Annotated in this window: 24 protein-coding genes; 11 read left to right on the top strand and 13 right to left on the bottom strand. The window is 73.8% G+C overall.

Features of this window, described 5'->3' with window-relative positions:
- Positions 1-112: 112 nt before the first annotated feature.
- Positions 113-544 (bottom strand): VOC family protein, encoded by a 432-nt coding sequence (locus NCI01_RS20205; protein WP_254183290.1) that lies wholly within the window; start codon positions 542-544, stop codon positions 113-115.
- A gap of 31 nt (positions 545-575) precedes the next feature.
- Positions 576-1964, bottom strand: coding sequence for a Na+/H+ antiporter NhaA (gene nhaA, locus NCI01_RS20200; RefSeq protein ID WP_254183289.1), 1389 nt, complete (start codon positions 1962-1964; stop codon positions 576-578).
- A gap of 160 nt (positions 1965-2124) precedes the next feature.
- Between nhaA and NCI01_RS20195 the strand changes: the two genes are divergently transcribed.
- Positions 2125-2529, top strand: coding sequence for a phage holin family protein (locus NCI01_RS20195; RefSeq protein WP_254183288.1), 405 nt, complete (start codon positions 2125-2127; stop codon positions 2527-2529).
- Positions 2530-2652: 123 nt separating this feature from the next.
- Here NCI01_RS20195 and NCI01_RS20190 read toward each other — a convergent pair whose 3' ends face one another.
- Genes NCI01_RS20190 through nth form a run of 4 tightly spaced genes read right to left on the bottom strand, consistent with a single transcriptional unit; the run spans position 2653 to position 5904 of the window.
- Positions 2653-3828, bottom strand: coding sequence for a MarP family serine protease (locus NCI01_RS20190; RefSeq protein ID WP_254183287.1), 1176 nt, complete (start codon positions 3826-3828; stop codon positions 2653-2655).
- 5 nt (positions 3829-3833) lie between these two features.
- Positions 3834-4586, bottom strand: coding sequence for an NUDIX hydrolase (locus tag NCI01_RS20185; protein WP_254183286.1), 753 nt, complete (start codon positions 4584-4586; stop codon positions 3834-3836).
- A complete protein-coding gene (locus NCI01_RS20180) occupies positions 4583-5206 on the bottom strand; it encodes a TlpA family protein disulfide reductase (protein WP_254183285.1) in 624 nt (207 codons plus the stop codon). The genes NCI01_RS20185 and NCI01_RS20180 overlap by 4 nt, the downstream gene beginning before the upstream one ends.
- Positions 5203-5904, bottom strand: coding sequence for an endonuclease III (nth, locus tag NCI01_RS20175; protein ID WP_254183292.1), 702 nt, complete (start codon positions 5902-5904; stop codon positions 5203-5205). The genes NCI01_RS20180 and nth overlap by 4 nt, the downstream gene beginning before the upstream one ends.
- A gap of 207 nt (positions 5905-6111) precedes the next feature.
- Between nth and NCI01_RS20170 the strand changes: the two genes are divergently transcribed.
- From NCI01_RS20170 to NCI01_RS20160, 3 genes are all read left to right on the top strand, one after another.
- Entirely contained in the window at positions 6112-6789 is a 678-nt protein-coding gene (locus tag NCI01_RS20170; RefSeq protein WP_254183284.1) for a Crp/Fnr family transcriptional regulator, read from the top strand.
- Between the two features lie 82 nt (positions 6790-6871).
- Entirely contained in the window at positions 6872-7363 is a 492-nt protein-coding gene (locus tag NCI01_RS20165; RefSeq protein ID WP_254183283.1) for a SigE family RNA polymerase sigma factor, read from the top strand.
- A complete protein-coding gene (locus NCI01_RS20160; protein WP_254183282.1) occupies positions 7360-8592 on the top strand; it encodes a hypothetical protein in 1233 nt (410 codons plus the stop codon). The genes NCI01_RS20165 and NCI01_RS20160 overlap by 4 nt, the downstream gene beginning before the upstream one ends.
- Positions 8593-8707: 115 nt before the next feature.
- Here NCI01_RS20160 and NCI01_RS20155 read toward each other — a convergent pair whose 3' ends face one another.
- The 5 genes from NCI01_RS20155 to sp36 are packed head-to-tail and all read right to left on the bottom strand — an operon-like array spanning position 8708 to position 11611.
- Complete coding sequence (locus tag NCI01_RS20155) at positions 8708-9244, bottom strand: TIGR03086 family metal-binding protein (protein ID WP_254183281.1); 537 nt, start codon at positions 9242-9244, stop codon at positions 8708-8710.
- 39 nt (positions 9245-9283) lie between these two features.
- Complete coding sequence (locus tag NCI01_RS20150) at positions 9284-10117, bottom strand: MBL fold metallo-hydrolase (RefSeq protein ID WP_254183280.1); 834 nt, start codon at positions 10115-10117, stop codon at positions 9284-9286.
- On the bottom strand, positions 10114-10974 hold the full coding sequence (locus NCI01_RS20145; protein ID WP_254183279.1) for an NUDIX hydrolase: 861 nt from the start codon (positions 10972-10974) through the stop codon (positions 10114-10116). Before NCI01_RS20145 ends, NCI01_RS20150 begins: the two co-directional genes overlap by 4 nt.
- A gap of 12 nt (positions 10975-10986) precedes the next feature.
- A complete protein-coding gene (locus NCI01_RS20140) occupies positions 10987-11454 on the bottom strand; it encodes a RidA family protein (protein ID WP_254183278.1) in 468 nt (155 codons plus the stop codon).
- A gap of 1 nt (position 11455) precedes the next feature.
- Positions 11456-11611: a Sp36 family protein gene (sp36, locus tag NCI01_RS20135; protein WP_254183277.1), complete on the bottom strand. Its 156-nt coding sequence runs from the start codon at positions 11609-11611 to the stop codon at positions 11456-11458.
- 92 nt (positions 11612-11703) lie between these two features.
- Between sp36 and NCI01_RS20130 the strand changes: the two genes are divergently transcribed.
- The 4 genes from NCI01_RS20130 (at position 11704) to NCI01_RS20115 (ending at position 16895) form a co-directional block, all read left to right on the top strand.
- Positions 11704-12852, top strand: coding sequence for a sensor histidine kinase (locus NCI01_RS20130; protein ID WP_254183276.1), 1149 nt, complete (start codon positions 11704-11706; stop codon positions 12850-12852).
- An 11-nt stretch (positions 12853-12863) separates the two neighbouring features.
- Entirely contained in the window at positions 12864-13529 is a 666-nt protein-coding gene (locus tag NCI01_RS20125; protein ID WP_254183291.1) for a response regulator, read from the top strand.
- 178 nt (positions 13530-13707) lie between these two features.
- Entirely contained in the window at positions 13708-14478 is a 771-nt protein-coding gene (locus NCI01_RS20120; protein ID WP_372495222.1) for an ABC transporter ATP-binding protein, read from the top strand.
- Positions 14478-16895, top strand: a complete 2418-nt coding sequence (locus tag NCI01_RS20115) for an ABC transporter permease (RefSeq protein WP_254183274.1) — start codon at positions 14478-14480, stop codon at positions 16893-16895. The genes NCI01_RS20120 and NCI01_RS20115 overlap by 1 nt, the downstream gene beginning before the upstream one ends.
- A 77-nt stretch (positions 16896-16972) precedes the next feature.
- Here NCI01_RS20115 and NCI01_RS20110 read toward each other — a convergent pair whose 3' ends face one another.
- Positions 16973-17593: a hypothetical protein gene (locus NCI01_RS20110; protein ID WP_254183273.1), complete on the bottom strand. Its 621-nt coding sequence runs from the start codon at positions 17591-17593 to the stop codon at positions 16973-16975.
- Between the two features lie 182 nt (positions 17594-17775).
- Between NCI01_RS20110 and NCI01_RS22875 the strand changes: the two genes are divergently transcribed.
- From NCI01_RS22875 to NCI01_RS20095, 3 genes are read left to right on the top strand one after another with little or no spacing between them, the layout of a single operon-like run.
- On the top strand, positions 17776-19827 hold the full coding sequence (locus NCI01_RS22875; protein ID WP_254183272.1) for a sensor histidine kinase: 2052 nt from the start codon (positions 17776-17778) through the stop codon (positions 19825-19827).
- Entirely contained in the window at positions 19824-20480 is a 657-nt protein-coding gene (locus NCI01_RS20100; protein WP_254183271.1) for a response regulator transcription factor, read from the top strand. The genes NCI01_RS22875 and NCI01_RS20100 overlap by 4 nt, the downstream gene beginning before the upstream one ends.
- 9 nt (positions 20481-20489) lie before the next feature.
- A complete protein-coding gene (locus tag NCI01_RS20095) occupies positions 20490-20885 on the top strand; it encodes a low affinity iron permease family protein (RefSeq protein WP_254183270.1) in 396 nt (131 codons plus the stop codon).
- Positions 20886-20906: 21 nt separating this feature from the next.
- Here NCI01_RS20095 and NCI01_RS20090 read toward each other — a convergent pair whose 3' ends face one another.
- Complete coding sequence (locus tag NCI01_RS20090) at positions 20907-21953, bottom strand: LLM class flavin-dependent oxidoreductase (protein ID WP_254183269.1); 1047 nt, start codon at positions 21951-21953, stop codon at positions 20907-20909.
- Positions 21954-21976: the final 23 nt, after the last annotated feature.

Genomic DNA, 21976 nt, shown 5'->3' with positions numbered 1-21976 from the left:
AACGACACGCTGCGGCAGGGCAATGACACCACCAGGCCAAGACGAGGCGCCGCCAGCACACCCAGTGCCGGCGGCGCCTCACCCTGCACTCTTGACAACCGCGGACTACATATCAGCCGAGCGGCGCGGTGAGCTCGACGTTGATGTCGTCAGGGTCCTGCAGGGACAGGATCGCCAGGCCGGCGTCCTCCAGGTCGATGATCTCGCCGTGCTCGATGCCGGCCTCCTCGAGTGCCGCGCGAGCGGCCTCGAGGTCACCGCGGGAGTCGACGGCGAAGCTGACGTGGTCGAGCCCCGTCGAGTCCGCGTCGAAGCCCGACGTGCCGACCGGTCGCAGGCCGAAGAGGGTGCCCTGGGGGGTCTGGTAGATGGTGCCGCCGTAGAACTCCTCGGCCGAGTCGCGGACCCCGGGCTCGTCCACGCGGGCGGAGTTGTCGACCGCCGTCGGCCAGCCGAACAGCCGGTCGTAGAACTCCTTGGACCGGCCGATGTCGGTGACGGTCAGTCGGACGTGGGCGAAGCCGGAGCTGCGGATGAAGGCCATGGATCCTGTGTACTCCTCACCCGAAGGGCGGTCAGGCAGGGAGGGACTCGTCCGAGCGGTCCTCCGCCGGCTCCTCGACACGCCCGCTCGTGGACATCAGCAGGAGCACCACGCCCACGATCGCGGCGATGACCGAGGCCAGCAGGATCGCGATCTTCGCCTCCTCGGTCAGCAGGTCGGAGCCGGGGAAGGACAGCCCGGCGATGAAGATCGAGACGGTGAAGCCGATGCCGGCGACGGCGCCCAGGCCGACCACCATCGGCCACGACGTGTCCTCGGGCAGCTTCGCGATCCCGAGGCGTACGGCGATGAACGACGTCACCACGATGCCGACGGGCTTGCCGAGCACCAGGCCCAGCACGATGCCCAGGCCGACCGGCTCGGTGAAGACCTCGCCGATCGCGCCCAGCTCGACGCCGGCGTTGGCGAGCGCGAAGACGGGGAGCACGACGTAGGCCGAGACCGGGTGCAGCGTGCTGATGAGCCGCTCGACCACCGACACCGACTCCTTGAGCAGGAACCGCAGCCGCGCGAGCTCGTCGGGGTCGAGGTGGCGGTCGCGCAGGGCCTCACCGGCGTACTCGCGGGACACCTCCTCCTTGAGCAGCGGCCGGGCCGGCGCCAGCAGGCCGATCGCGACACCGGCGAGGGTGGCGTGGACGCCCGACTCGAGGAGGGCGAACCACACGCCGACGCCGAGCAGGGCGTAGACGACGACCGTCCAGACCCGCAGCACCCGCGCCACGACCATCGCCGCGAGCAGCCCCAGCGCGATCGCCAGCCACGTCAGGGAGAGGTCGCTGGTGTAGAACACGGCGATCACCAGGATCGCGCCGATGTCGTCGACGATGGCCAGCGTCAGCAGGAAGAGCCGCGCCGCGGACGGGATGCGCCGCCCGAGCACGCCCAGCACGCCGACGGCGAAGGCGATGTCGGTCGCCATCGGGATGCCCCAGCCGGCGCTGCCCTCGCTGCCGGGCGGGTTGAGGGCGAGGTAGATGCCGGCCGGCACCACCATGCCGCCGACCGCGGCGACGATCGGCAGGGCGGCGGTCCGCGGGTCGCGCAGGTCGCCGTTGACCAGCTCGTACTTGATCTCGAGACCGACCACGAAGAAGAAGATCACCATCAGCGCGTCGTTGACCCAGTGCTGCAGCGACTCGTCGAGGTGCAGTGGCCCGACGTCGAGCACCAGGTGGGTGTGCCAGAGGGAGTCGTAGGACGACGCCCACGGGCTGTTGGCCCAGACCAGGGCGGCGGCCGCGGCGATCAGCAGGAGGATCGAGCCGGAGGCCTCGACACGGAGGAACTCGCGCACCGGGCGCGCCACGAGGCGGGCCAGCGGCTTGTCGCTGGCGCTGTAGACGGGACCGGCCCTCCACAGGTCGTCCAGGCGGGAACGGTCAGGCGGCGTGGCCATGGACAGGGGGTCCTTCCGGGGGTGGTCGAGGCGTCCTCACCGCGGAGAGACTCTCCACGGGCCGACCAGACTTCCCGGCTCACCTGAGACACCAGTGTAGACAGGCCCGTTGGTAGGGTCGCACCACCCAGCCCCGGCGTACATCGAAGGACAGCTCCGCATGGCACACGTACCGGTCCAGGATGGCGATCCGACGCTCGGCAAGCTCGTCATGGACGCGCAGCGCGACATCTCCTCGCTCATCTCCAAGGAGATCCAGCTCGCGAAGAGCGAGATCAAGGTCAGCGTCAAGCACGGCGGCGTGGGCATCGGCCTCTTCGCCGGCGCGGCCTTCCTCGCCCTCCTCGCGATCATCATGCTCTCGGTCGCGCTCGCCTACTTCATCCACTGGAACGGCGACGGCCTCGACCTCCAGTGGGCGTTCCTCGTCGTCTTCGGCCTCTACGTCCTGATCGCGGGGCTCCTCGCCTTCATCGGCCTCCGGCAGGTCAAGAAGGTCAAGGCGCCCGAGCGGGCCATCGAGCAGGGCAGGCAGATCCCCCAGGCGCTCAAGGGTCGTCCCTGATCCACCGGCTGCGCCGGTAGCCCGCGCGAGCGGTGTCCCGAGCCACATTCCCGCGTCGGCGAACGTGGCTCACGCGTCGCCCGGTAGAGCGGTGTGCGCCGGCGACGAGGCGTCGTACGTCGCTCAGCGCACGCAGGTGCCGGTGTCGACCGGGGCCGCCGCGGTGAGGCCCTCGGCCGCCGACTCGGCCACCTGCTCCGCGGTGAGCGCGTAGCCCGTGTCGGGGTCGCTGACGGAGGCGGCGAACACCATGCCCGCCACGTCGCCGGCCGACGTCACGATCGGGCCGCCCGAGTTGCCGGGCCGGATGAGGGCACGCAGCGAGAAGACCTGACGGATGACCGTGCCCTCGCCGTAGATGTCGGGCGAGCGCAGCCGCTGCTCGGAGCGGACGCGGCCGGACTCCACGTCGTAGGGACCGTCCTCGGGATAGCCGAGGACGGCGACCGGGTCACGCGGCTCGACCCCGGTGTCGAAGGCGAGCGGGAAGGCCCCGGTGTCGGGCAGCGACAGCACCGCGATGTCGAGGTCGGGGTCGTAGAGCACGACCGACGCGGTCACCGAGGAGCCGCCGACCTCCACCTCGGGCCGGGTCACCCCGGCGACGACGTGGGCGTTGGTCATCAGCCGGCCGGGGGCGTAGAAGAAGCCGGTGCCCTCGACGCCGCTACCGCAGCCGTTGGTGCCGCGGACCTTGACCACGCTGGCCTCGGCAGCGATGACGTCGGGGTCGGTCAGCATCCGCGGGTCGCCCGGCCGGACCGCGACGATCCGCTCCGGGGCGAACGGCTCGAGGTAGCGCGGGAAGAACGTCGTGCCGACCACGTTGTTGAACGCCTGCAGCACCTCCCCGGAGTCGGCCGGCAGCGTCTCGTCGACCTTGGCCAGGATCGAGGAGTCGCGCACCAGCGGCGTGAAGGCGCCGATGCGGGTGCCGGAGACGGCGACGCCGAGCGCCCACGCCACGAGCAGCACCGCGACCGCGCTGAGGGCTGACCCGCCGATCGCGTCGACGGCCCGGATCGGCTGCCACGTGATGCGGTCGCGCAGCCGGGCGCCGACGAACTGGAAGAGCGCCTGACCGAGCGAGGCGGAGATGATCACGATGAACAGCGCGCCGAGCGACACCCACAGCGACGGGGCGGCGTCGCCCAGCGCGAGCGGCGCGGCCCAGATGCCGGCGAGCCCGCCGAGCAGGAGGCCGGCGGTGGCGCTGGCGCCGGTGATGAAGCCCTGCCAGTAGCCCGAGAGGGCGTAGACCCCCACGAGTGCGAGGAGACACCAGTCGAGGGCGTTCATGACAGCTACTCCTCGAGCCTGGTGTTCTGCGGCGTGTTGGGGGCGAGGTCGGTGCCCCGGGGGACACCCTGCAGCATGTGGTCGGGCAGGTCACGCACCCGCGCCCGGTCCCAGTCCTCGGCCCACCCGAGATAGCTGAACAGCCGGGCGATGATGCCGGCGGTGAAGCCCCACAGGATCACGTCGCGCCGGTCCCCGATCAGGAAGCCCGGACCGAGCCAGCCGCTCGGGTGGCGCACGGTGATGCGGTTGTCGGGGTCGAGGAGGTCGGCGATCGCCACGTGGTGGATCTCGTGGACCTCGTCGGGGCTCTCGATCCGCACCTCGCCCCGGTCGCGCCAGTAGCCGAGGATCGGTGTCACCGCGAAGTTGCTCGGCGGGAGCCACAGCTCGGGCAGCTCGCCGAAGACCTCGATCTCCGCCGGCACGAGCCCGATCTCCTCGTGGGCCTCGCGCAGGGCCGCCTCGACCGGGGTCTCCCCGTCGTCGAGCGAGCCGCCGGGGAACGACACCTGGCCGGGGTGGGAGCGCATGTGGTGGGCCCGCTCGGTGAGCAGGAGCTCGCCGCGGTGGGCCAGGTCGTCGGGGGCGGCCGGGTCGGCCTCGCGGTCGGCGAAGACCATCAGCACGGCTCCCCGCCGGGGGTCGCTGTCCTCGGGCGGCATGAAGCGGGTCAGCTCGTGGACCGAGATCGTGGACGCCGCCTCGACGACCGGCGCGAGCCAGCCCGGCAGCGGCGCGCCCTCCCGATCGATCACAGCGTGATCCCGAGGTGCTCGGCGACCTTGGCCCTGATCTCCGCCACGGACTCGACACCGCCGGAGTCCTGGGCGACGACGACGCCGTCCTCGTCGATGAAGACGAAGGCCGGCAGCCCGCGGCGGGCGACCGCGAAGGCGTCCTCGACCATCAGCTCGCCGCCGGGGTCGGCGACCGAGGGGTAGGTCGCCCCGGTCTCCTCGGCCAGCGCCAGCGCGCCGTCGGGGTGCACGTCGTTGAAGTCGATGCCGAGCACCGGCACCCGGTCGCCGTACTGCTGGTGGAAGGCGTCGAGCGCCGGCATCTCCTCGCGGCAGGGCTCGCAGTTGGCCTGCCAGAGGTTGATGACGAGGGGCCCGCGGAGGGACGACAGGTCGACGTCGGGCCCACCGCCCAGGCACGGCAGGGTCAGCTCGGGCAGGCCGCCCTCGACCGCCTCGCCGCTGCCGGGCTCGCAGTCCTCCATGCCGATGCGCGCCTTGGCCTCGCGCAGGGCCGGGGTGTCGACGTCCACGTCGGGCGGGCGTACGTCGATGCCGCTGCCGCTCATCGACGACCAGGCGAGGGCGCCCACGGCGACGCACGCGGCGAGCGTCAGCGCCAGGAGCAGCTTCCTCATGCAGGTCCCTGGGTGGTGACCAGCTTCTCCGCCTCGACGGGGTCGGTCGGACCGGCGCCGAACGACGGGCACAGGCGGGCGACCGGGCAGGCGCCGCACGCGGGCTTCTTGGCGTGGCACCGGCGGCGGCCGTGCCAGATGAGGTGGTGCGACAGCATCGTCCAGTCGCGCTTGGGGAAGAGGGCGCCGACAGCGTGCTCGACCTTGACCGGGTCGGTCTCCTCGGTCCACCCCAGGCGCCGCGCCAGGCGGCCGAAGTGGGTGTCGACCGTGATGCCGGGCAGGCCGAAGGCGTTGCCGAGCACGACGTTGGCGGTCTTGCGGCCCACGCCGGGGAGCGTCACCAGGTCGTCGAGCCGGTCCGGGACGCGGCCGTCGTAGCGCTCGACGAGGGCCTGGCTGAGCTTGAGCACGGCGTCGGTCTTCTGCCGGAAGAACCCGAGCGGGCCGAGCAGCTGCTCGAGGTGCTCGCGCGGGGCGGCCGCCATCGCCTCGGGCGTCGGGTAGGCCGCGAACAGCGCGGGGCTGGCGGCGTTGACCCGGCGGTCGGTGGTCTGCGCGGAGACGACGGTGACGACCAGGCACTCGAACGCGTTGGTGAAGTCGAGCTCGGCGCGGGCGTCGGGATAGGTCTCCGCGAGGATCCGGTCGATCTTGCGCGCCCGCCGCACCAGCGACGTGTCGGGCTTGGGGATCACGGCCGGGGAGGCCTTGGTGGCCTTCTGGGTCACCTTGCGGGCGGGGGCGGGCACGCGGTCAGCCTACGGTCCGGCTCCGACACCGCCGAAGCGGGCGCAAACGGGGCCTCACCCGCGCGGAGTGTCCGTTGTGAGCCGGACCACGGCTAGGATCGTCCCGGATCCCGAGCACTACCCGTCGGGACGCACCCCACTGGGAGGATTGACGTGGACAACGACGTGCTTCGGCAGGCACCGCTGTTCAGCTCGCTCGACGACGAGGCGGCGACGGCGCTGGGCGGTTCGATGGCCGAGACCAAGCTGCGCCGTGGCGACGTGCTCTTCCACGAAGGCGACTCCGGCGACAAGCTCTACATCGTCACGGAGGGCAAGGTGAAGCTCGGCCGCTCCTCCGCCGACGGCCGCGAGAACCTCCTCGCCATCATGGGTCCCGGCCAGATGTTCGGCGAGCTCTCCCTCTTCGACCCGGGGCCGCGGTCCGCGACGGTCACCGCCGTCACCGACGCCGCCTTCGGCTCGCTCTCCCACGACGACCTGCTGCGCTGGCTCGACGGCCGCCCGCAGGTCGCGCGCGGACTGCTCTCCCAGCTCGCCTCGCGGCTGCGCAAGTCCAACGACGTCGTCGCCGACCTCGTCTTCTCCGACGTCCCCGGTCGCGTCGCCAAGGCGCTGCTCGACCTCGCCGACCGCTTCGGCCGCACCGCCGACGACGGTGTCCACGTCCACCACGACCTCACCCAGGAGGAGCTCGCCCAGCTGGTCGGCGCCTCCCGCGAGACGGTCAACAAGGCGCTCGCCGACTTCGCCTCGCGCGGCTGGCTGCGCCTGGAGCCCCGCTCCGTGGTGATCATGGACCTCGAGCGCCTCTCCCGCCGCGCCCGCTGAACATTTCTCGCTCCACCTGACCCCCGCCGCGACGCGTCTGTGCGTCGTACGTCGTGCAGAGCGCATTCGGGGGAGGGGCACCGTGACTGATCGATCGGGTTTCGACGGGTTCGTGCACGCGCGCGGGTCGGCGCTCGCGCGCACGGCCTACCTGCTGACGGGCGACCACCACCTCGCCGAGGACCTGGTGCAGGCCGCGCTCGTGCAGGCGGCGAAGCACTGGGAGCGGATCCACACCTCGCCCGAGGCCTACGTGCGGCGCGCGATGTACCACCAGAACATCTCGTGGTGGCGCCGTCGCAAGCTGGCCGAGTCGCCCCTGGAGTCCTACGACGCCCCGGTGCCGGCAGCCGACCCGACGCTGCGGCTCACCCTCGAGCAGGCCCTGCGCCGGCTCACCCCGCGCCAGCGCACCGTGCTGGTGCTGCGCTACTTCGAGGACCTCACCGAGGTCCAGACGGCCGCCGCGCTGGGCATCTCCGGCGGCGCGGTCAAGTCCATGACACGCCAGGCGCTCCAGCGCCTGCGCGTCCTGGCCCCCGAGCTCGCCGACCTGGTGGGAGCAGACGCATGAGCACCGACCTGCGCGAGGAGCTCGACGCCCTCGCCCGCACCCAGTCCTTCTCCCCCGACCCGTCCGTCTGGGACCGCGGTCGCCGGGCGCGGCGGCGCACCCGGGTCGCCGCCGGGGCGGCCGCAGTGGCCGTCGTGGCGGTGGTGGCCGGAGCCGGCGCGCTGGCCGTACGTCCCTCAGGGATCGGGCCGGCCGGCGACGTCGTACGCGAGGGCGCGATCCCGAGCCGGATCACCGAGCCCGACGGTCCCGTGGTGACCGACCTGGCGATCGGCCCGGCCTCGGTGGCGTACGTCGCTCCCGACGGCTCGCCCGTGCTGGTGGACGCGACCACGGGTGAGGCGCACGCGGTGGAGCTGCCCGATTTCCCCACCCCCGAGGTCATCGACCGCGATGCCGAGCTCCGCCGCGGCCCCTGGCTCGCCCTGTCGCCCGATGGGCGACGGGTGGCGTACCCGACCACCCAGGACTTCGAGCGGGAGCCGGGACAGGTCGTCAACCAGACCGCCTGGTACCGGGTCGTCGACCTCGCGAGTGGCGAGAGCGACCTGGTGGACCTGCCCCCGTACCGCAGCACCCCGCTGGCGATGTCCTGGACCACGGACGGGGAGATCGCGGTCGATGTCTTCGGCAGGCCGACGAGTCGCCCCAGCGCGACCAACCTTCCTCCGACGATCAGCTGGACGATCGACCCCGTCACGGGCGACAGCAGCTCGGCACCGCTCACCGGCCTCACCGCGCCCGGCAAGGGGATCAGCGCGCCCTTCCCGACCGACGACACCCCCGTCCGCGCCGTGCCCTTCGAGACCGCCACCGACACCGACCCCGACCGCGCCCTGCCCGACGACCTCTACCCCGACGGCGCCGTCGTCACCCCGGTCGGCTGGGCCGACGACAGCCTCCTGGTCGTGGAGGTCGACGCCCCCGTCGGCAGCTACGTCGAGGGTGCGCACCTCGCGCTGATGACGTCCCCCGACCGGCCCGAGTCGGAGTGGACCTACCGGATCCTGCTGCGTGAGCTCCCCGACTCGCTGGGCGTCAGCCTGGCCGTGGACCTGGTGCCCGACCTGGACGGCACGTCGTCGCAGGAGCTGACCCACGACTTCGACACGGCCGACGAGCCCCCGGCACCGTTCGGCATCGAGCTGTCGCTGTTCATCGGGCTCGCGGTGGCCGCGGCCATCGCCGTCCTGCTCGCGCTGCGGTGGCTCTGGCGGCGGCTGTCGTAGACGCGCGGGCTGACGGCCGCCGACGGCCGGTAGTCCACCGGGAAACGGCTGCCGGCGGACGGAGATCACGACCGTATCCCGGTGGACTATCCCCGTCCGGGGGCCGTACGACGACTCAGGCGCGCGGGTCGCGGCCGGCGAAGGCGACCAGCCGGTCGTAGGGCGGGGCGTCGTCGGGCACGTCGACCGGGGCCCCGAAGGCGTCGCCGCGGTTGTCGTCGGTCAGCCCCTGCTGGATGAAGGCGAGCCCCCGCTCGGCGACCTCGTCGTCGAGGGGCAGGGGCCGGCCGAGGGCGCGGACGAGGTCCCACGTGTGCACCCCGAGCTCGGCGCTCTGCCAGTCGGCCTGGGCGACGCGGTCGTCGGGCTGGCCGTGCCAGTGGTGGAGCAGGTCGTCGGCGTGGACGCGGAAGTGGGCGGCCAGCTGGGCCGGGTCGCCTCCCGCGCCGGCGTCCCAGTCGACCTCCTCGCCCCGCGCCTGCTGCAGGAAGTGCTCGGGCGCGGCGGCCAGGTGGGCGGCCAGCTCGCGCACGGTCCAGCCCCGGCACGGCGTGGGTCGGTCGAGGTCGTCGGGGTGGACGGCGGCGAGGGCGTCACCGGCCTGGTCGAGGGCGCGGGACAGGACGACGACGGGTCGGTGCGGACTGTTCATGCCACAACTCCACCTCTGCCAGGGGAGCGTGCGCAAGGGTCATTCGCCCTCGAGGTAGGCCAGCTGCGCACGCACGGAGAGCTCCGCCGCGCCCCACAGCACCGGGTCGACGTCGGCGTAGACGACCTCGACGATCGCGCGGGGCAGGGTGTCGTGCGGCGGCGTCGCACCGAGGTGGGCGCCGCCCTCGCGCTCGACGGCGCGCAGGTCCCGCAGCGCCTGGCGCACCTGCTCGAGCCGCTGCTCGCGGTGGGCGAGGTAGAAATCGAGGGCGCCGAGCGCGTCGTCGATGACCGGGCCGTGGCCGGGCCACACGGTGGTGATGCCCTGCTCACCGCAGAGCGCGTGGAGCCGCTGGAGGGAGGCGAGGTAGGCGCCGAGCTGGCCGTCGGGGTGCGCGACGACGGTCGTGCCGCGACCGAGGACAGTGTCGCCGGTCAGCACGGCCCGATCCTGCGGCACGACGAAGGACAGCGAGTCAGCCGTGTGGCCGGGCGTCGCGACGACGTGCACCTCCAGTCCGCCGACGGCGACCACGTCGCCCTCGCCGAGGCCCTCGGAGCCGAGCCGGTAGGCCGGGTCGAGGGCGCGTACGCCGCAGCCGTGCCGCTCGGCGTACTCGCGGGCCGCCTCGCTGTGGTCGGCGTGGTGGTGGGTCAGCAGCACCACGGACACGTCACCCGCGGCCGCGTCGATCGCGTCCAGGTGCGAGTCGACCGAGGGGCCCGGGTCGACGACGACCGAGCGCGAGGAGCCGGGGTCGCGCAGCACCCACGTGTTGGTGCCGTCGAGGGTCATCACGTCGGCGTTGGGTGCGAGCACGCAGGTGCCGGTGTCGCCGAAGGAGCCCCCGGACCAGCCGCCCCCGGTCATCGTGCGGCCATCAGCGCGGCGTAGGCCGGCGGGGTCGACAGGATGAACTCCTCCCCGTCAGCCACGACCTCGGGCATGAACATCTCGACCCTCCGCCCGGCAGCCTCCGCGAGCACAGCGGACGGGTCGGCGTACTGCCCGACCTCCAAGCAGGTCAGCCAGGTCGGGGGCAGCATCAGGATCTCCTGCCGCTCCACCAGCGACACGGCGTCCATCGCGCCGGTCCACATGACCGACGACGACTCGCTCGACACGTCACGGGTCACCTGGCCCTCGGGCAGCCGGGCGACGAAGAACCAGGTGCGGTAGCGCCGCGGCTCGAAGACCGGCGTCAGCCAGCCGGACCACGCGCCGAGGAGGTCGGTGCGCAGCACGAGCGACCGGTCCTCCAGGAACGCGGTCAGCGAGACCTCGCGCGACTCGAGCGCGACCCGGTCGGCCTCCCAGTCCTCACCGGTGGTGTCGGCCACGACCGAGTCGGGACCGGTGCCGGCCAGCAGCACGCCGGACTCCTCGAAGGTCTCGCGCACGGCGGCGCAGACCAGCGCCCGGGCCCGGGGCTCGTCGCAGCCGAGCCGCGCCGCCCACTCGGCCGGACCGGGTCCGGCCCAGAGCCCGCGGTCGACCAGCTCGTCGTCGAAGTCGCGCGGGTCGACGCCGCCGCCGGGGAAGACGCACATCCCGCCGGCGAAGGCCATCGAGGTCTGGCGCCGCAGCAGGTAGACGTCCGGGCCGGCCGCACCGGGGCGCAGCAGCACGACCGTCGCCGCGTCACGCGGCTCGGCGGGCGCGGCCTCGCCCGAGGCGTAGGACCGCGCCTGCGCGACGAGGGCCTCGGGCAGTGGCAGACGCTCCATGCGGGTCAGTGCTCAGACCTCGACGACGATCTCGACCTCGACGGGCACGTCGAGCGGCAGGACCGAGACGCCGACGGCGGACCGCGCGTGCTTGCCGGCGTCGCCGAAGACCTCGCCGAGCAGCTCGGACGCGCCGTTGGCGACCTTGGGCTGGCCGGTGAAGTCGGGCGTCGAGGCGACGAAGACGACGACCTTGACCACACGCTTGACCTGGTCGAGGGAGCCGATCTCCGCCTTGACCGCGGCGAGCGCGTTGAGGGCGCACTGGCGCGCGCACTCGTAGCCCTGCTCCTCGCTGACCTCCCCGCCGAGCTTGCCGACGGCGATCATCTCGCCGTCGCGGGCGGGCAGCTGACCGGCGGTGAAGACGAGGTCACCGGATCGCGCGGTCGGCTGGTAGGCCGCGACCGGCGGCACCAGTTCGGGGACGGTGAGCCCCAGCTCGGCGAGCCTCGCCTCCGGGGACGAGGTGGCGCCCACGTCAGGCGCCCTTCGAACGCTTGAGGAAGGCGACCAGACCACCCTGGGCGTTGGTGTGGATCGCCACCAGCTCCCAACCGTCCTGGCCGAAGTTGTTGAGCATCAGAGCCTCGTTGTGGAGCGGGATCGGCGCCACCTGGTATTCCCATCGCGTCATGGATCGCACCCTACTCGGGCCGCACCCGGGGCGGCACAGCGTCCTCCTGCGGTCTGACGCCCGCCCGGCACGCACCGTCTAGCGTCTGCACCATGGACCAGCACCCGTGGCGCCTCGGCCCGCGCGGGCGGCGGTGGTTCGACCGACTGCTGGTGGCCGCGCTCGTCGCCCTCGGGGCCAGCCACGTGCTGGCCGAGCAGCGCGGCTCGGCGCTCTTCTCGGTCCTCGAGGCCGTGCCCCTGCTCTGGCGGCGCCGTCACCCGTGGCCGGTCTTCCTCGCCGTCGCGATGCTCAGCGCGGGCCAGGCGGTCGCGCTGGGCGAGCCCACGATCGGCCAGCTCGCCTTCCCGATCGCGGTCTACTCCGTCGCGCGCTGGGCACCCCGCTGGCAGGGCGTGGTCGCGCTGCTCGTCGCCTACTGCGCCGCCGTGGTCGCCGCGGCGCGCTGGACGCTCGGCCTCGGCGCCGAGGAGCTGACCGCGGGCGTCCTGGTGCCCTACGTCGTCACGATCGGGGCGATCGTCACCGCCGCCTGGGCGCTGGGCTTCGCGGCGCAGACCCGGGAGAGGTACGTCGCCTCCCTGGTCGCGCGCGCCGAGCAGGCCGAGCGGATGGCCGAGCGCGAGGTCGAGCTGGCCGCGCGCGACGAGCGGTCGCGGATCGCCCGCGAGATGCACGACGTGGTCGCGCACGGGCTGTCGGTCATCGTGGTGCAGGCCGACGGCGCTCGCTATGCCGCCGCCAAGGACCCCGACGTCGCCGTCGACACGCTGGAGACCATCGCGTCCACCGGGCGCGACGCGCTGACCGAGATGCGCCGGCTGCTGGGCCTGCTCCGCGAGGGCGACACCGGCGTGGCCCCGCAGCCCGGCCTCGCCGACGTACGCCACCTCGTCGACGAGGCACGCGCGGCCGGGACGCGGGTCGAGGCCGACCTCCCCGTCGACGCCCCGGACGTGCCCGACGGCGTCGGGCTGGCGGCGTACCGGATCGTGCAGGAGGCGCTCACCAACGTCCGCAAGCACGCCGGCCCCGGGGCCACCGTGACCCTGCGCCTTCGCGTCGATGACGCCGTCGTGGTGGAGGTGCGCGACGACGGGCACGGCGCGTCCGCGCCCTCGGACGGGCGGGGCCTGGGGCTCACGGGGATGCGCGAGCGGGCCGAGGTGCACGGCGGCACGCTGGACGCCGGCCCCGCACCGGGCGGCGGCTTCGCGCTGTCTGCGAGGCTGCCGCTGTGAGCGAGCCCGCCGTGACCGCGCCGATCCGCGTCTTCCTGGTGGACGACCAGCAGATGGTGCGCGCCGGCTTCCGGATGCTCGTGGAGAGCCAGGACGACATGGTGGTCGTCGGCGAGGCGGGCGACGGAGGCGAGGCGCTCGAACGGCTCGCGGTGACGACCGCCGACGTGGTGCTGATGGACGTGCGGATGCCGCGGCTCGACGGCGTGGAGACCACGCGCCGGCTGCTGGCCACCGCCGACGCGCCGCGCGTCATCGTGCTGACGACCTTCGACCTCGACGAGTACGCCTTCGCCGCGATCCGGGCCGGCGCCTCGGCCTTCCTGCTCAAGGACGCCGCCCCGCCCGACCTGCTCGGCGCGATCCGCGCGGTGGTGGCCGGCGACGCCGTCGTCGCCCCCAGCACGACCCGGCGGCTGCTCGACCACTTCGCCGCGCTCCCCGACCCCTCCCGGCCGGCGTCCGCCGACGACCGGCTCGCGCTGCTCACCGACCGCGAGGTCGAGGTGCTCACCCTCATCGCCCGCGGCCTGACCAACACCGAGATCGCCGCGCACCTCGTGGTCGCCGAGACCACCGTGAAGACCCACGTCGGCCGGGTGCTGGCCAAGACCGGGTCGCGCGACCGCGTGCAGCTCGTCGTCCTCGGCTACGAGACCGGTCTGGTGAGCGCCTGATCGCCGCTGGGTGGTCACCGGATATCCGGTGACCACCCCGCTTTGCACCCCAGATCTCGACCACGAAGCGGGAGTCTCGGGTGCACAGTCCCGTCCTCCCCCGGTCGTACGCCGACCGCGCGACGTCGGCCCACCGACGGACCCCGGTCCATGCCTCGGGCCGACGCGGCGGAGGCCGATGACGACGAGCGTTGTCCCCATGACCACGACACTCCACCAGGCCACCGGCACCGCGGCGAGCGCCCGCGGGCTGACCCGCACCTACGGCGACGGCGACAGCGCCGTCCACGCGCTGCGCGGCATCGACCTCGACCTCCCCGCCGGCCGGTTCACCGCGATCATGGGCCCGAGCGGGTCCGGCAAGTCCACCCTCATGCACTGCCTGGCCGGGCTCGACGCCGCCACGAGCGGCACGGTCACCGTGGCCGGGCGCGACCTCGCCGGGCTCGACGACACCGCACTGACCCTCTTCCGCCGCGAGCACATCGGCTTCGTCTTCCAGGCCTTCAACCTGCTGCCGATGCTCACCGCCGGGCAGAACATCGTCCTCCCGCTCGAGCTCGCCGGTCGCGCGGTCGACCGCGCGCGCTACGACCAGGTCGTCGGCGTGCTCGGCCTCGCCGACCGGCTCGGCCACCTGCCCAGCCAGCTCTCCGGCGGCCAGCAGCAGCGGGTCGCGATCGCCCGGGCGCTCGTCACGCAGCCCGACATCGTCTTCGCCGACGAGCCCACCGGCAACCTCGACAGCGAGGCCAGCGCCGAGGTGCTCGGCCACCTCCGCCGCTCGGTGCGCGAGCTCGGCATGACCGTGGTGATGGTGACCCACGAGCTCGACGCGGCGGCCTACGCCGACGACGTCGTGGTCATCCACGACGGCGCGGTCACCGCCCACCTGAGCGACCCCGGCCAGGACGAGCTCGTCGCGGCGCTGCGCGGACGGACCGCCTGATGCGCACCGTGCTCCTGGCGTCGATGCGCCACCACACCCGCCGGTACGTCGCCGCGTCAGTGGCCGTCGTCATCGGCGTCGCCTTCATCGTCGTCATCGGCATGCTCACCGGGGCCACCCGGTCCGGCCTGACGGCGGACGCCGGCGCCCCGGTCCGCGGGGTCGACCGGGTCGTGACCACGTACGACACCCGCGAGGTGACGCGCCTCGTGGAGGTGGCGGCCGACCGCGGCATCCCGGCCCTGACGCTGGGCTACGCCATCGAGCCGGTCAGCCGTGACGGCGTCCAGCTCGCGCAGACCGTCGACGTCGCGGAGGCCTCCCTCGACCCGCGCCTGCAGTGGCAGGCCCTCGAGGACGGCCGCTTCCCGACCGCGGCGGGCGAGGCGCTGGCCGACGTCAACCGCGCCAAGAGCAGCGAGGTCGCCCTCGGCGACGTCGTCCGCATCGGCAGCGGCTCGGCGTCGACCGACGTCGAGGTGGTCGGGCTCGTGGACAGCCCGGCGGCGATGGGAGCTGCGCTCTACGTGCCGTGGGAGGACCTGCGGCGGTTCGAGGACACCCTCTGGGTGGATGCGGTCGCCTGGGGCGGGTCGGCCGACCTCGCCCGCGAGCTGGCCCCCGACGGGACCGTCGAGTCGTCCGCCGACTGGGTCGCTGCCCGCCAGGCCGAGATCTCGCGCGGCGTGGACGTCATCGCGATCATGGCGCTGCTCTTCGTCGTGATCGCCCTCTTCGTCGGCGTGCTGGTCATCACCAACACCTTCTCCATCCTCTTCGCCCAGCGGATGCGCGACTTCGCGCTGCTGCGCTGCGTGGGCGTCACCCGCCGCCAGCTCAGGCGCGCGATCCGGCTCGAGGCCCTGGCGCTGGGACTGGTGGCCGCCACCCTCGGCGTCGCCGCCGGTGCCGCGGCCGGTGTCGGGCTCGTCGCCCTCGTGCGGACCTGGTTCACCGACATGGGCCCGGCCGCGCTCGACCCGGTGTGGACCGGCACGGCCTTCGCGGTCGGCATCCTGGTGACGCTCGCGGCTGCCTGGCTCCCGACGCGCTCGGCGACCCGGGTGGCCCCGCTGGCCGCCCTGCGCCCCGACACCGGCGTGGACGTGCGCTCGGCGGCCGGGCGCTGGCGCCTGGCCCTCGCCGGGCTCGCCCTCTCGACGGGCGTCGCGCTGCTCGTCCTCGCGGTCGGCGCGAGGTCGGTGCCGGCGATGCTCGCCGGCGGCGTGGTCTCCTTCGTCGGCGTGCTCCTCCTCGGGCCGGTCCTGGTCCCGCGCCTGATCCGCCTCGTCGGCGGGCTCCCGGGGGCCGGTCCCGTGCGGCGGCTGGCCACCGGCAACGCCGTGCGCAACCCGCGTCGTACGGCGACCACCGCGGCGTCGCTGCTCGTCGGGGTCACCCTGACCACGGCCATCCTCACGGGGCTGGCGTCGTCGCGGACCGCGATCGACCGCGACATGGACGAGTCCTACCCGCTCGACGTGACGATCACCGCGCTCGACGAGCCGCTCGGCGCCGACCTGGTCGACCGGGTGGCCGCCGTGCCGGGCGTCCGCGAGGCGCGGGGCCTGGACGGCACCGTGGCCACCGTCGCGGGTGTCGAGGTGCCGCTCCTGGACAGCGGCACCGACACCACCGGCGTCCTGCGTGGCTCCACCGGGCTGGCGCCTGCTGACGGCGTGGTCCTGCTGCCCTACTCCGTGGTCGAGGAGCTGCCGCAGCGGATCCGTGACCGCGTCGCGAAGGACGGTGAGGTGACGGTCGCAGCCGGCGGTCGGGAGAGCACCCTCCGGGTCGAGACCGACTACGGCTGGGGCCGCTCCGGCCTGGTGTCGACCGCGACGCTCGCGGCCCTCGATCCCGACCCGCGGCCGATGGCGGTGTGGGCCCGCGCCGACGACGGCGCGGACGCGGAGGACCTCTCCGGCGACCTGGCGGCGCTCGCCGGGGCGGCAGGGGCCGACCTCGGCGGCGGCTACAGCAACCGCAGCTGGGTCTACCTCCAGGTCGACATCATGACCGGCGCGGTCGTGGGGCTGATGGCCGTCGCGATCGTCATCGCGCTCGTCGGCATCGCCAACACGCTCGGCCTCTCGGTGCTGGAGCGCGGCCGGGAGAACGCCCTGCTCCGGGCGATGGGCCTGACCCGACGGCAGCTGCGGCAGTCGATGGCCGCCGAGGGCCTGCTGCTCTCGGGCGTCGCCACGGTCCTCGGTACGGCGATCGGGCTGGCCTTCGCGTGGGTCGGGGTGCAGGTGATGGTGGCCTCGGTGGTCGACGACGCCGGGTTCAGCGTGCCGGTCTGGCAGGTGGGTGGCGTGGCGGCGGTGGCCGCCCTCGCGGGCCTGGCCGCCTGCGTGGTGCCGGCGCGCCGGGCCGCCCGGGTGACGCCGGCGGCCGGGCTCGCGCTGGACTGAGGCGAGCCTCGGGCGCGCGGACGCCCCGGCCCTCCGCGGGGGGAGGGCCGGGGCGTAAGTGCGGCTCGGGGTGCTGCTCAGTCGGTCTTGCGGCTGACCAGCACCCCGAGGACGGCGTAGCCGACGCAGAGGTGCGCGACGGCCACGACGTGGCCAACGGTGTCGCCGAAGATCGCCAGGGCGGGGATGGTGACGACGGCCCAGCTCTCGGCGACCATCGGCCAGAAGCGGGTGACGCCCCTCCAGCGGCCGGCGATCGCGATCCGGATGCCGATGAGGAACATGCCCAGCATCGACAGCGGCCAGAAGGCGTCGAGCACGATGAAGCCGACCTTGTCGAAGTCGGTAAGCCCGAGGCCGTCGCTCACCGTGGAGCAGATGGCCAGCCCGACCGCGACGGCCTCGGCCCGCAGCACGGCACGGGCCACCCGACCCTCACCGAGGGCCTGCGTGCGCCACAGCGTGCGGAGGAGGAAGAGCAGGCCGACCTGGAAGAGACCGGAGGACAGCGAGAACGCGACCTCCTCGCCGTGGCCCTGGGGGTCGATGCCGACGACGGCCATGGTGGCCGCCCACGCCAGGGCTCCGGCGGCGAGGACGCTGCCGTGGACCAAGAACGGGCGAGCGGATGCGGTCCCGCCCGGCGCCGTCGCGGCGACGTCGGAGCGGGCGGGAGCGGGAGAGTGCTGGATCGTCACGGTCGTGACTCCTGTCGGGTGACGGTGGTGGAGCCGCGGTCTGCGGCACACCGGAACTGTCGCCGTCCCGGCGGCCCGGCCCACAGGGAGAGCGGTCCCGCCGCCGGTCCCCTCGTGGTGTCCCGTCCGGACGGGACCGCAGTCCCCTGACGACGGGGCGTCCGCCCGGTGATACTGCTCGCGTGAGCAGAGTCCTCGAGCCCGTCTCCGTCGGGACGGTGTCGCTCGCTGCGCTCGCCACCGCCGCGTGGTTGGACCTGGCCACCAGCGACGCCGAGCGTGCTGCGGCGTCGACCGGCCTGGGTACGGCGACCGCGCTGCCCGGGCTGCTCCTGGCGGCCGCATCCGTCGTCGTGCTGCTCGCTCGTCCGCGGGACACGGTGGGCCGGCTGCTCGGGGCAGTGGCCCTGGTCTGGACCGTCGACGGCGCCCTCGACAGCTGGATCTCCTACAGCCTCGCCAACGGCCTCCCCGGCACAGACCTCGCCTACTGGTTCGTCGCGCGCGTGGGAGCGCTCCTGCTCTCCGGGCTGGTGGCGCTGCTGCTGCTCTACCCCACCGGTCGCCTGCTGACGGGCACGTGGCGGACGGCGGCGACCGGTGTCGTCCTCGCGTCGCTGGCGCTGCCGGTCATGCTGCTGCTCGCTCCCGACTCGGTGGTCTTCGCCGCCGGCGAGCCGGTCGGGTCCACCGAGGTCGTGCCCTTCCCGTGGTCCGACGACACGGCCGAGGCCATGCTGCGCGGAGCGCAGGTGCTGACGCTCGGCTCGGTCGTCGCGGCGGTCGGGCTGGTCTGGGCGCGGCACCGGCAGGCCGCGGCGGCGGAGCGTACGCAGCTGAGGTGGCTGCTGTGGGCCGGGATCATGTGCGTGCTGATGGTCCTGGCGGCCGTCACGCTCGCCGTCGGCGGAGCGGTCACCACCGTCCTCCTCGACCTCGCCGTCGCCGCCCTCGCGGTCTCGGTGGCCATCGGGCTGCTGCGACCCGGGCTCGGCGACGTCGACGCCCTCGTCGCCTGGACCCTCACCACCGCGGTCGTCGCGGCGATCGTCGTCGCGGTCGACCTCGCCGTGCTGGCCGCGGGCACGGCGCTGCTCGGCGACCGGCTCGACCAGCGCGACGTCACGCTGGTCGTGCTCGTGCTGGCCATCGTCGTCTACGGGCCGCTGCGCGCCTGGCTCGGCGGGCTCGTCCACCGCCTGCTGCTGGGGCGACGCAGCGACCGGTACGGCGCCGTGTCGGCGCTCGCGGCCCGGCTGGAGACCATCGGGACCGTCGACGAGCAGCTCCCGGCGCTCGCGTCCGCGGTGGCGGACACCTTCAAGGTCCGCCACGTCCGGGTCGAGGTCATCACCCCCGACGGCGGCCTGCTGTCCGCCTCCCACGGAACCCCGCCCGCGGAGGTCCAGGAGATCGACATCGCCTACCAGGACGAGCGCATCGGCCGGCTCGTGCTCCCCGCCCAGGGCTACCGCTCGATGCTGTCCCCCCGCGACCAGGGCCTGCTCGTCGACCTCGTCCGCCAAGCGGCCGTCGCGATCCGCGCCCGGCTGCTGGCCACCGAGCTGCAGGAGAGCCGCGAGCGCCTCGTCCTCGGCCGCGAGGACGACCGTCGGCGCATCCGGCGCGACCTGCACGACGGCCTCGGCCCCGCCCTCGGCGGAGTCGCCCTCCGGCTGCAGGCCGCCGGCAACGCGATCGAGGCCGACCCGGACCGCGCCCGCGAGCTGGTGGCCGTGGCCCGCACGGAGGTCGGCGAGGCCCTCGACGACGTACGCCGCCTCGTGCACGACCTCCGCCCGCCCGCCCTCGACGACCTCGGCCTCGAGGCCGCCGTGCGACAGCAGGCCGAGCGGGTGCGGTCCGAGGTCGACGTCAGCGTCCGCGCCGACGGGACCACCGGACTGCCCGCGGCCGTGGAGGTCGCGGCCTACCGGATCGTGTCCGAGGCGCTGACCAACGTGGTGAAGCACGCCGGCGCGAGCCACGTCGACGTGTGCCTCGAGGCCGGGCCGGCGGCGCTCACGGTCGTCGTCGCCGACGACGGTCGCGGCATCGCGGAGGACGTGACCGCGGGCGTGGGCCTGCTGTCGCTGCGCGAGCGGGCCGAGGAGCTCGGCGGCCGCTGCGAGGTGGTGTGCCCGGAGGGCGGTGGTACGACCGTGCGCGCGGTGCTGCCCTACGGCGGCCACGTCACCGACACTGGGCACGACGACGAGGGGGCCACCCGATGACCGATCCGACCAGTCCGATCCGGCTGCTGATCGCCGACGACCACCCGGTCTACCGCGACGGGCTGGCCTCGCTGCTCGACCCGCTGCCCGGCATCGAGGTCGTCGCCCGCGCGGCCGACGGGGCCGAGGCGGTCGCACTGGCTGCCGAGCACCGCCCCGACGTCGTGATCATGGACGTGCAGATGCCCGGGCTCAACGGCATCGAGGCGACGCGTGCGGTGGTCGCCGCGCAGCCCGGGATCGGAGTCCTGGTGCTCACGATGGGCGAGGACGACGGCACCGTGCTGTCGGCGCTGCGGGCGGGGGCGCGCGGCTACCTCCGCAAGGGGGCCGAGCAGGACGAGATCGTGCGGGCCGTCTCCACCGTCCACGCCGGCGGCGTGGTCTTCGGCGCCTCCCTGGCGGCGCGCATCGCGGAGGTGCTCGCCCCGGCGACGCGGCCCGAGCGTCCCTTCCCCGAGCTCACCGAGCGCGAGACCGAGGTGCTCGACCTCATCGCGGCCGGCCGCTCCAACGGCCAGATCGCGCAGGAGCTGTTCCTCTCGCCCAAGACGATCCGCAACAACATCACCAGCATCCTGGCCAAGCTCCAGGCCACCGACCGCGCCGACGTCATCATCCGGGCCCGCGACGCGGGGCTCGGCAGGGGCTAGGTTCCGTCCATGGAGCGCACCGACGCGGCGAAGAGCCGGAAGCAGAACGACGGGCTCGACCCGTTCGAACGGTTCGTCGAGCTGTCGACGAAGGTGATCAGCCGGGCGCCGTTCTTCGCGGTCGTCGTCGCGGTCGTCGTCATCTGGGCGGCGAGCTACCCGTTCTGGAAGAGCACCACCAAGTGGGAGCTCGCCATCCACACCTTCGGCGCGGTGCTCTCGCTGCTGCTGCTGGTGCTGCTGGAGAACGCCGGCCGGCGCAACACCGAGGCCATGCAGGAGAAGCTCAACGTGCTGGCCGAGGCCCTGGCGGCCCTGATGGACTCACGGGCGGCCGACGACCCCGCCCTGCGCGAGGCCGCGGAGAGCCTGCGCCAGTCCGTCGGGCTCGAGGAGCGGCACTGACCGTCGTGGGCTGACGTCGGCTCAGCCCGCGAGGAGCCGCAGCGTCTCCTCGCGCGCAGGTGAGGTGCGTACGTCCGTCCCGGCCGCGGCGCCCGCGACGGGGTGCACCATCACCTCGTCGACGCCGTGCTCGCTCGCGAGCTCCTCGATGCGGGCGCGGGCATGGTCGGGCGCGCCGACGATCCAGCGCCGCGCCATCGCGTCGCCGAAGGAGCGCTGGTCGTCGGTCATCTCGGCGGCCTCGGCCTCCTCGACGAGCCGCTGCGGGTGCAGCGGCGCACCGGTGCGCAGGGCGATCATCTGCTGCACGTTGGGCAGCGCCCGGCGGCGCGCCTCCTCCTCGGTCTCGGCGACGACGGCGTTGACGGTGAGGAAGGTCCGCGGCTCCGGGTACTCCGGCGAGGGGCGGTAGGACGAGCGGTAGAGGTCGAGCGCGACGCCGGTGCCCTCGCCCGAGAAGTGGTGCGCGAAGACGTAGGGCAGGCCCTTCTCGGCGGCCAGGCGCGCGGAGTAGTCCGACGACCCCAGCAGCCACATGTCGGCGACCGTGCGGGCCGACGGCGTGGCCCGCAGCGGCTGCCGGCGCGGTCCGACCTGCAGCTCGACGCCGTCGGTCGTCATCAGGGTGCGGATGTCCTCGACGTAGTCGGGGAACTTCGCCACGGCGTCGTCGGCGGACTCGGCACTGCCCCCGCGCAGGACGTACCTGGTGAGCGGGTCGGTGCCGGGCGCCCGGCCGATGCCGAGGTCGATGCGGCCGGGGAAGGCGGCCTCGAGCAGCGCGAATTGCTCGGCCACCACGAGCGGTGCGTGGTTGGGCAGCATGACGCCGCCCGACCCGACGCGGATCCGCTCGGTGGCCGAGGCCAGCATGGCGATGAGGACCGGCGGGTTGGTCGCGGCCACGGCCGGCATGTTGTGGTGCTCCGCGACCCAGTAGCGGCGGTAGCCGAGCTCGTCGGCGACCTGCGCGAGGCCCCGCGAGGCGGCGATGGCATCACCCGTGGTCTGGTCGCTGCGGACGGGGACGAGGTCGAGCACGGACAGGTCGACGGAGAGAGCAGTCACTGTCCGTGCAGCGTCAGCACGTG

Origin of the sequence: Nocardioides pinisoli, assembly GCF_024199985.1 — a bacterium.
GTDB classification, from domain to species: domain Bacteria; phylum Actinomycetota; class Actinomycetes; order Propionibacteriales; family Nocardioidaceae; genus Nocardioides; species Nocardioides pinisoli.
The sequence above is the reverse complement of the archived record's forward strand: the minus strand, read 5'-3'. Positions and strand labels throughout refer to the sequence as shown.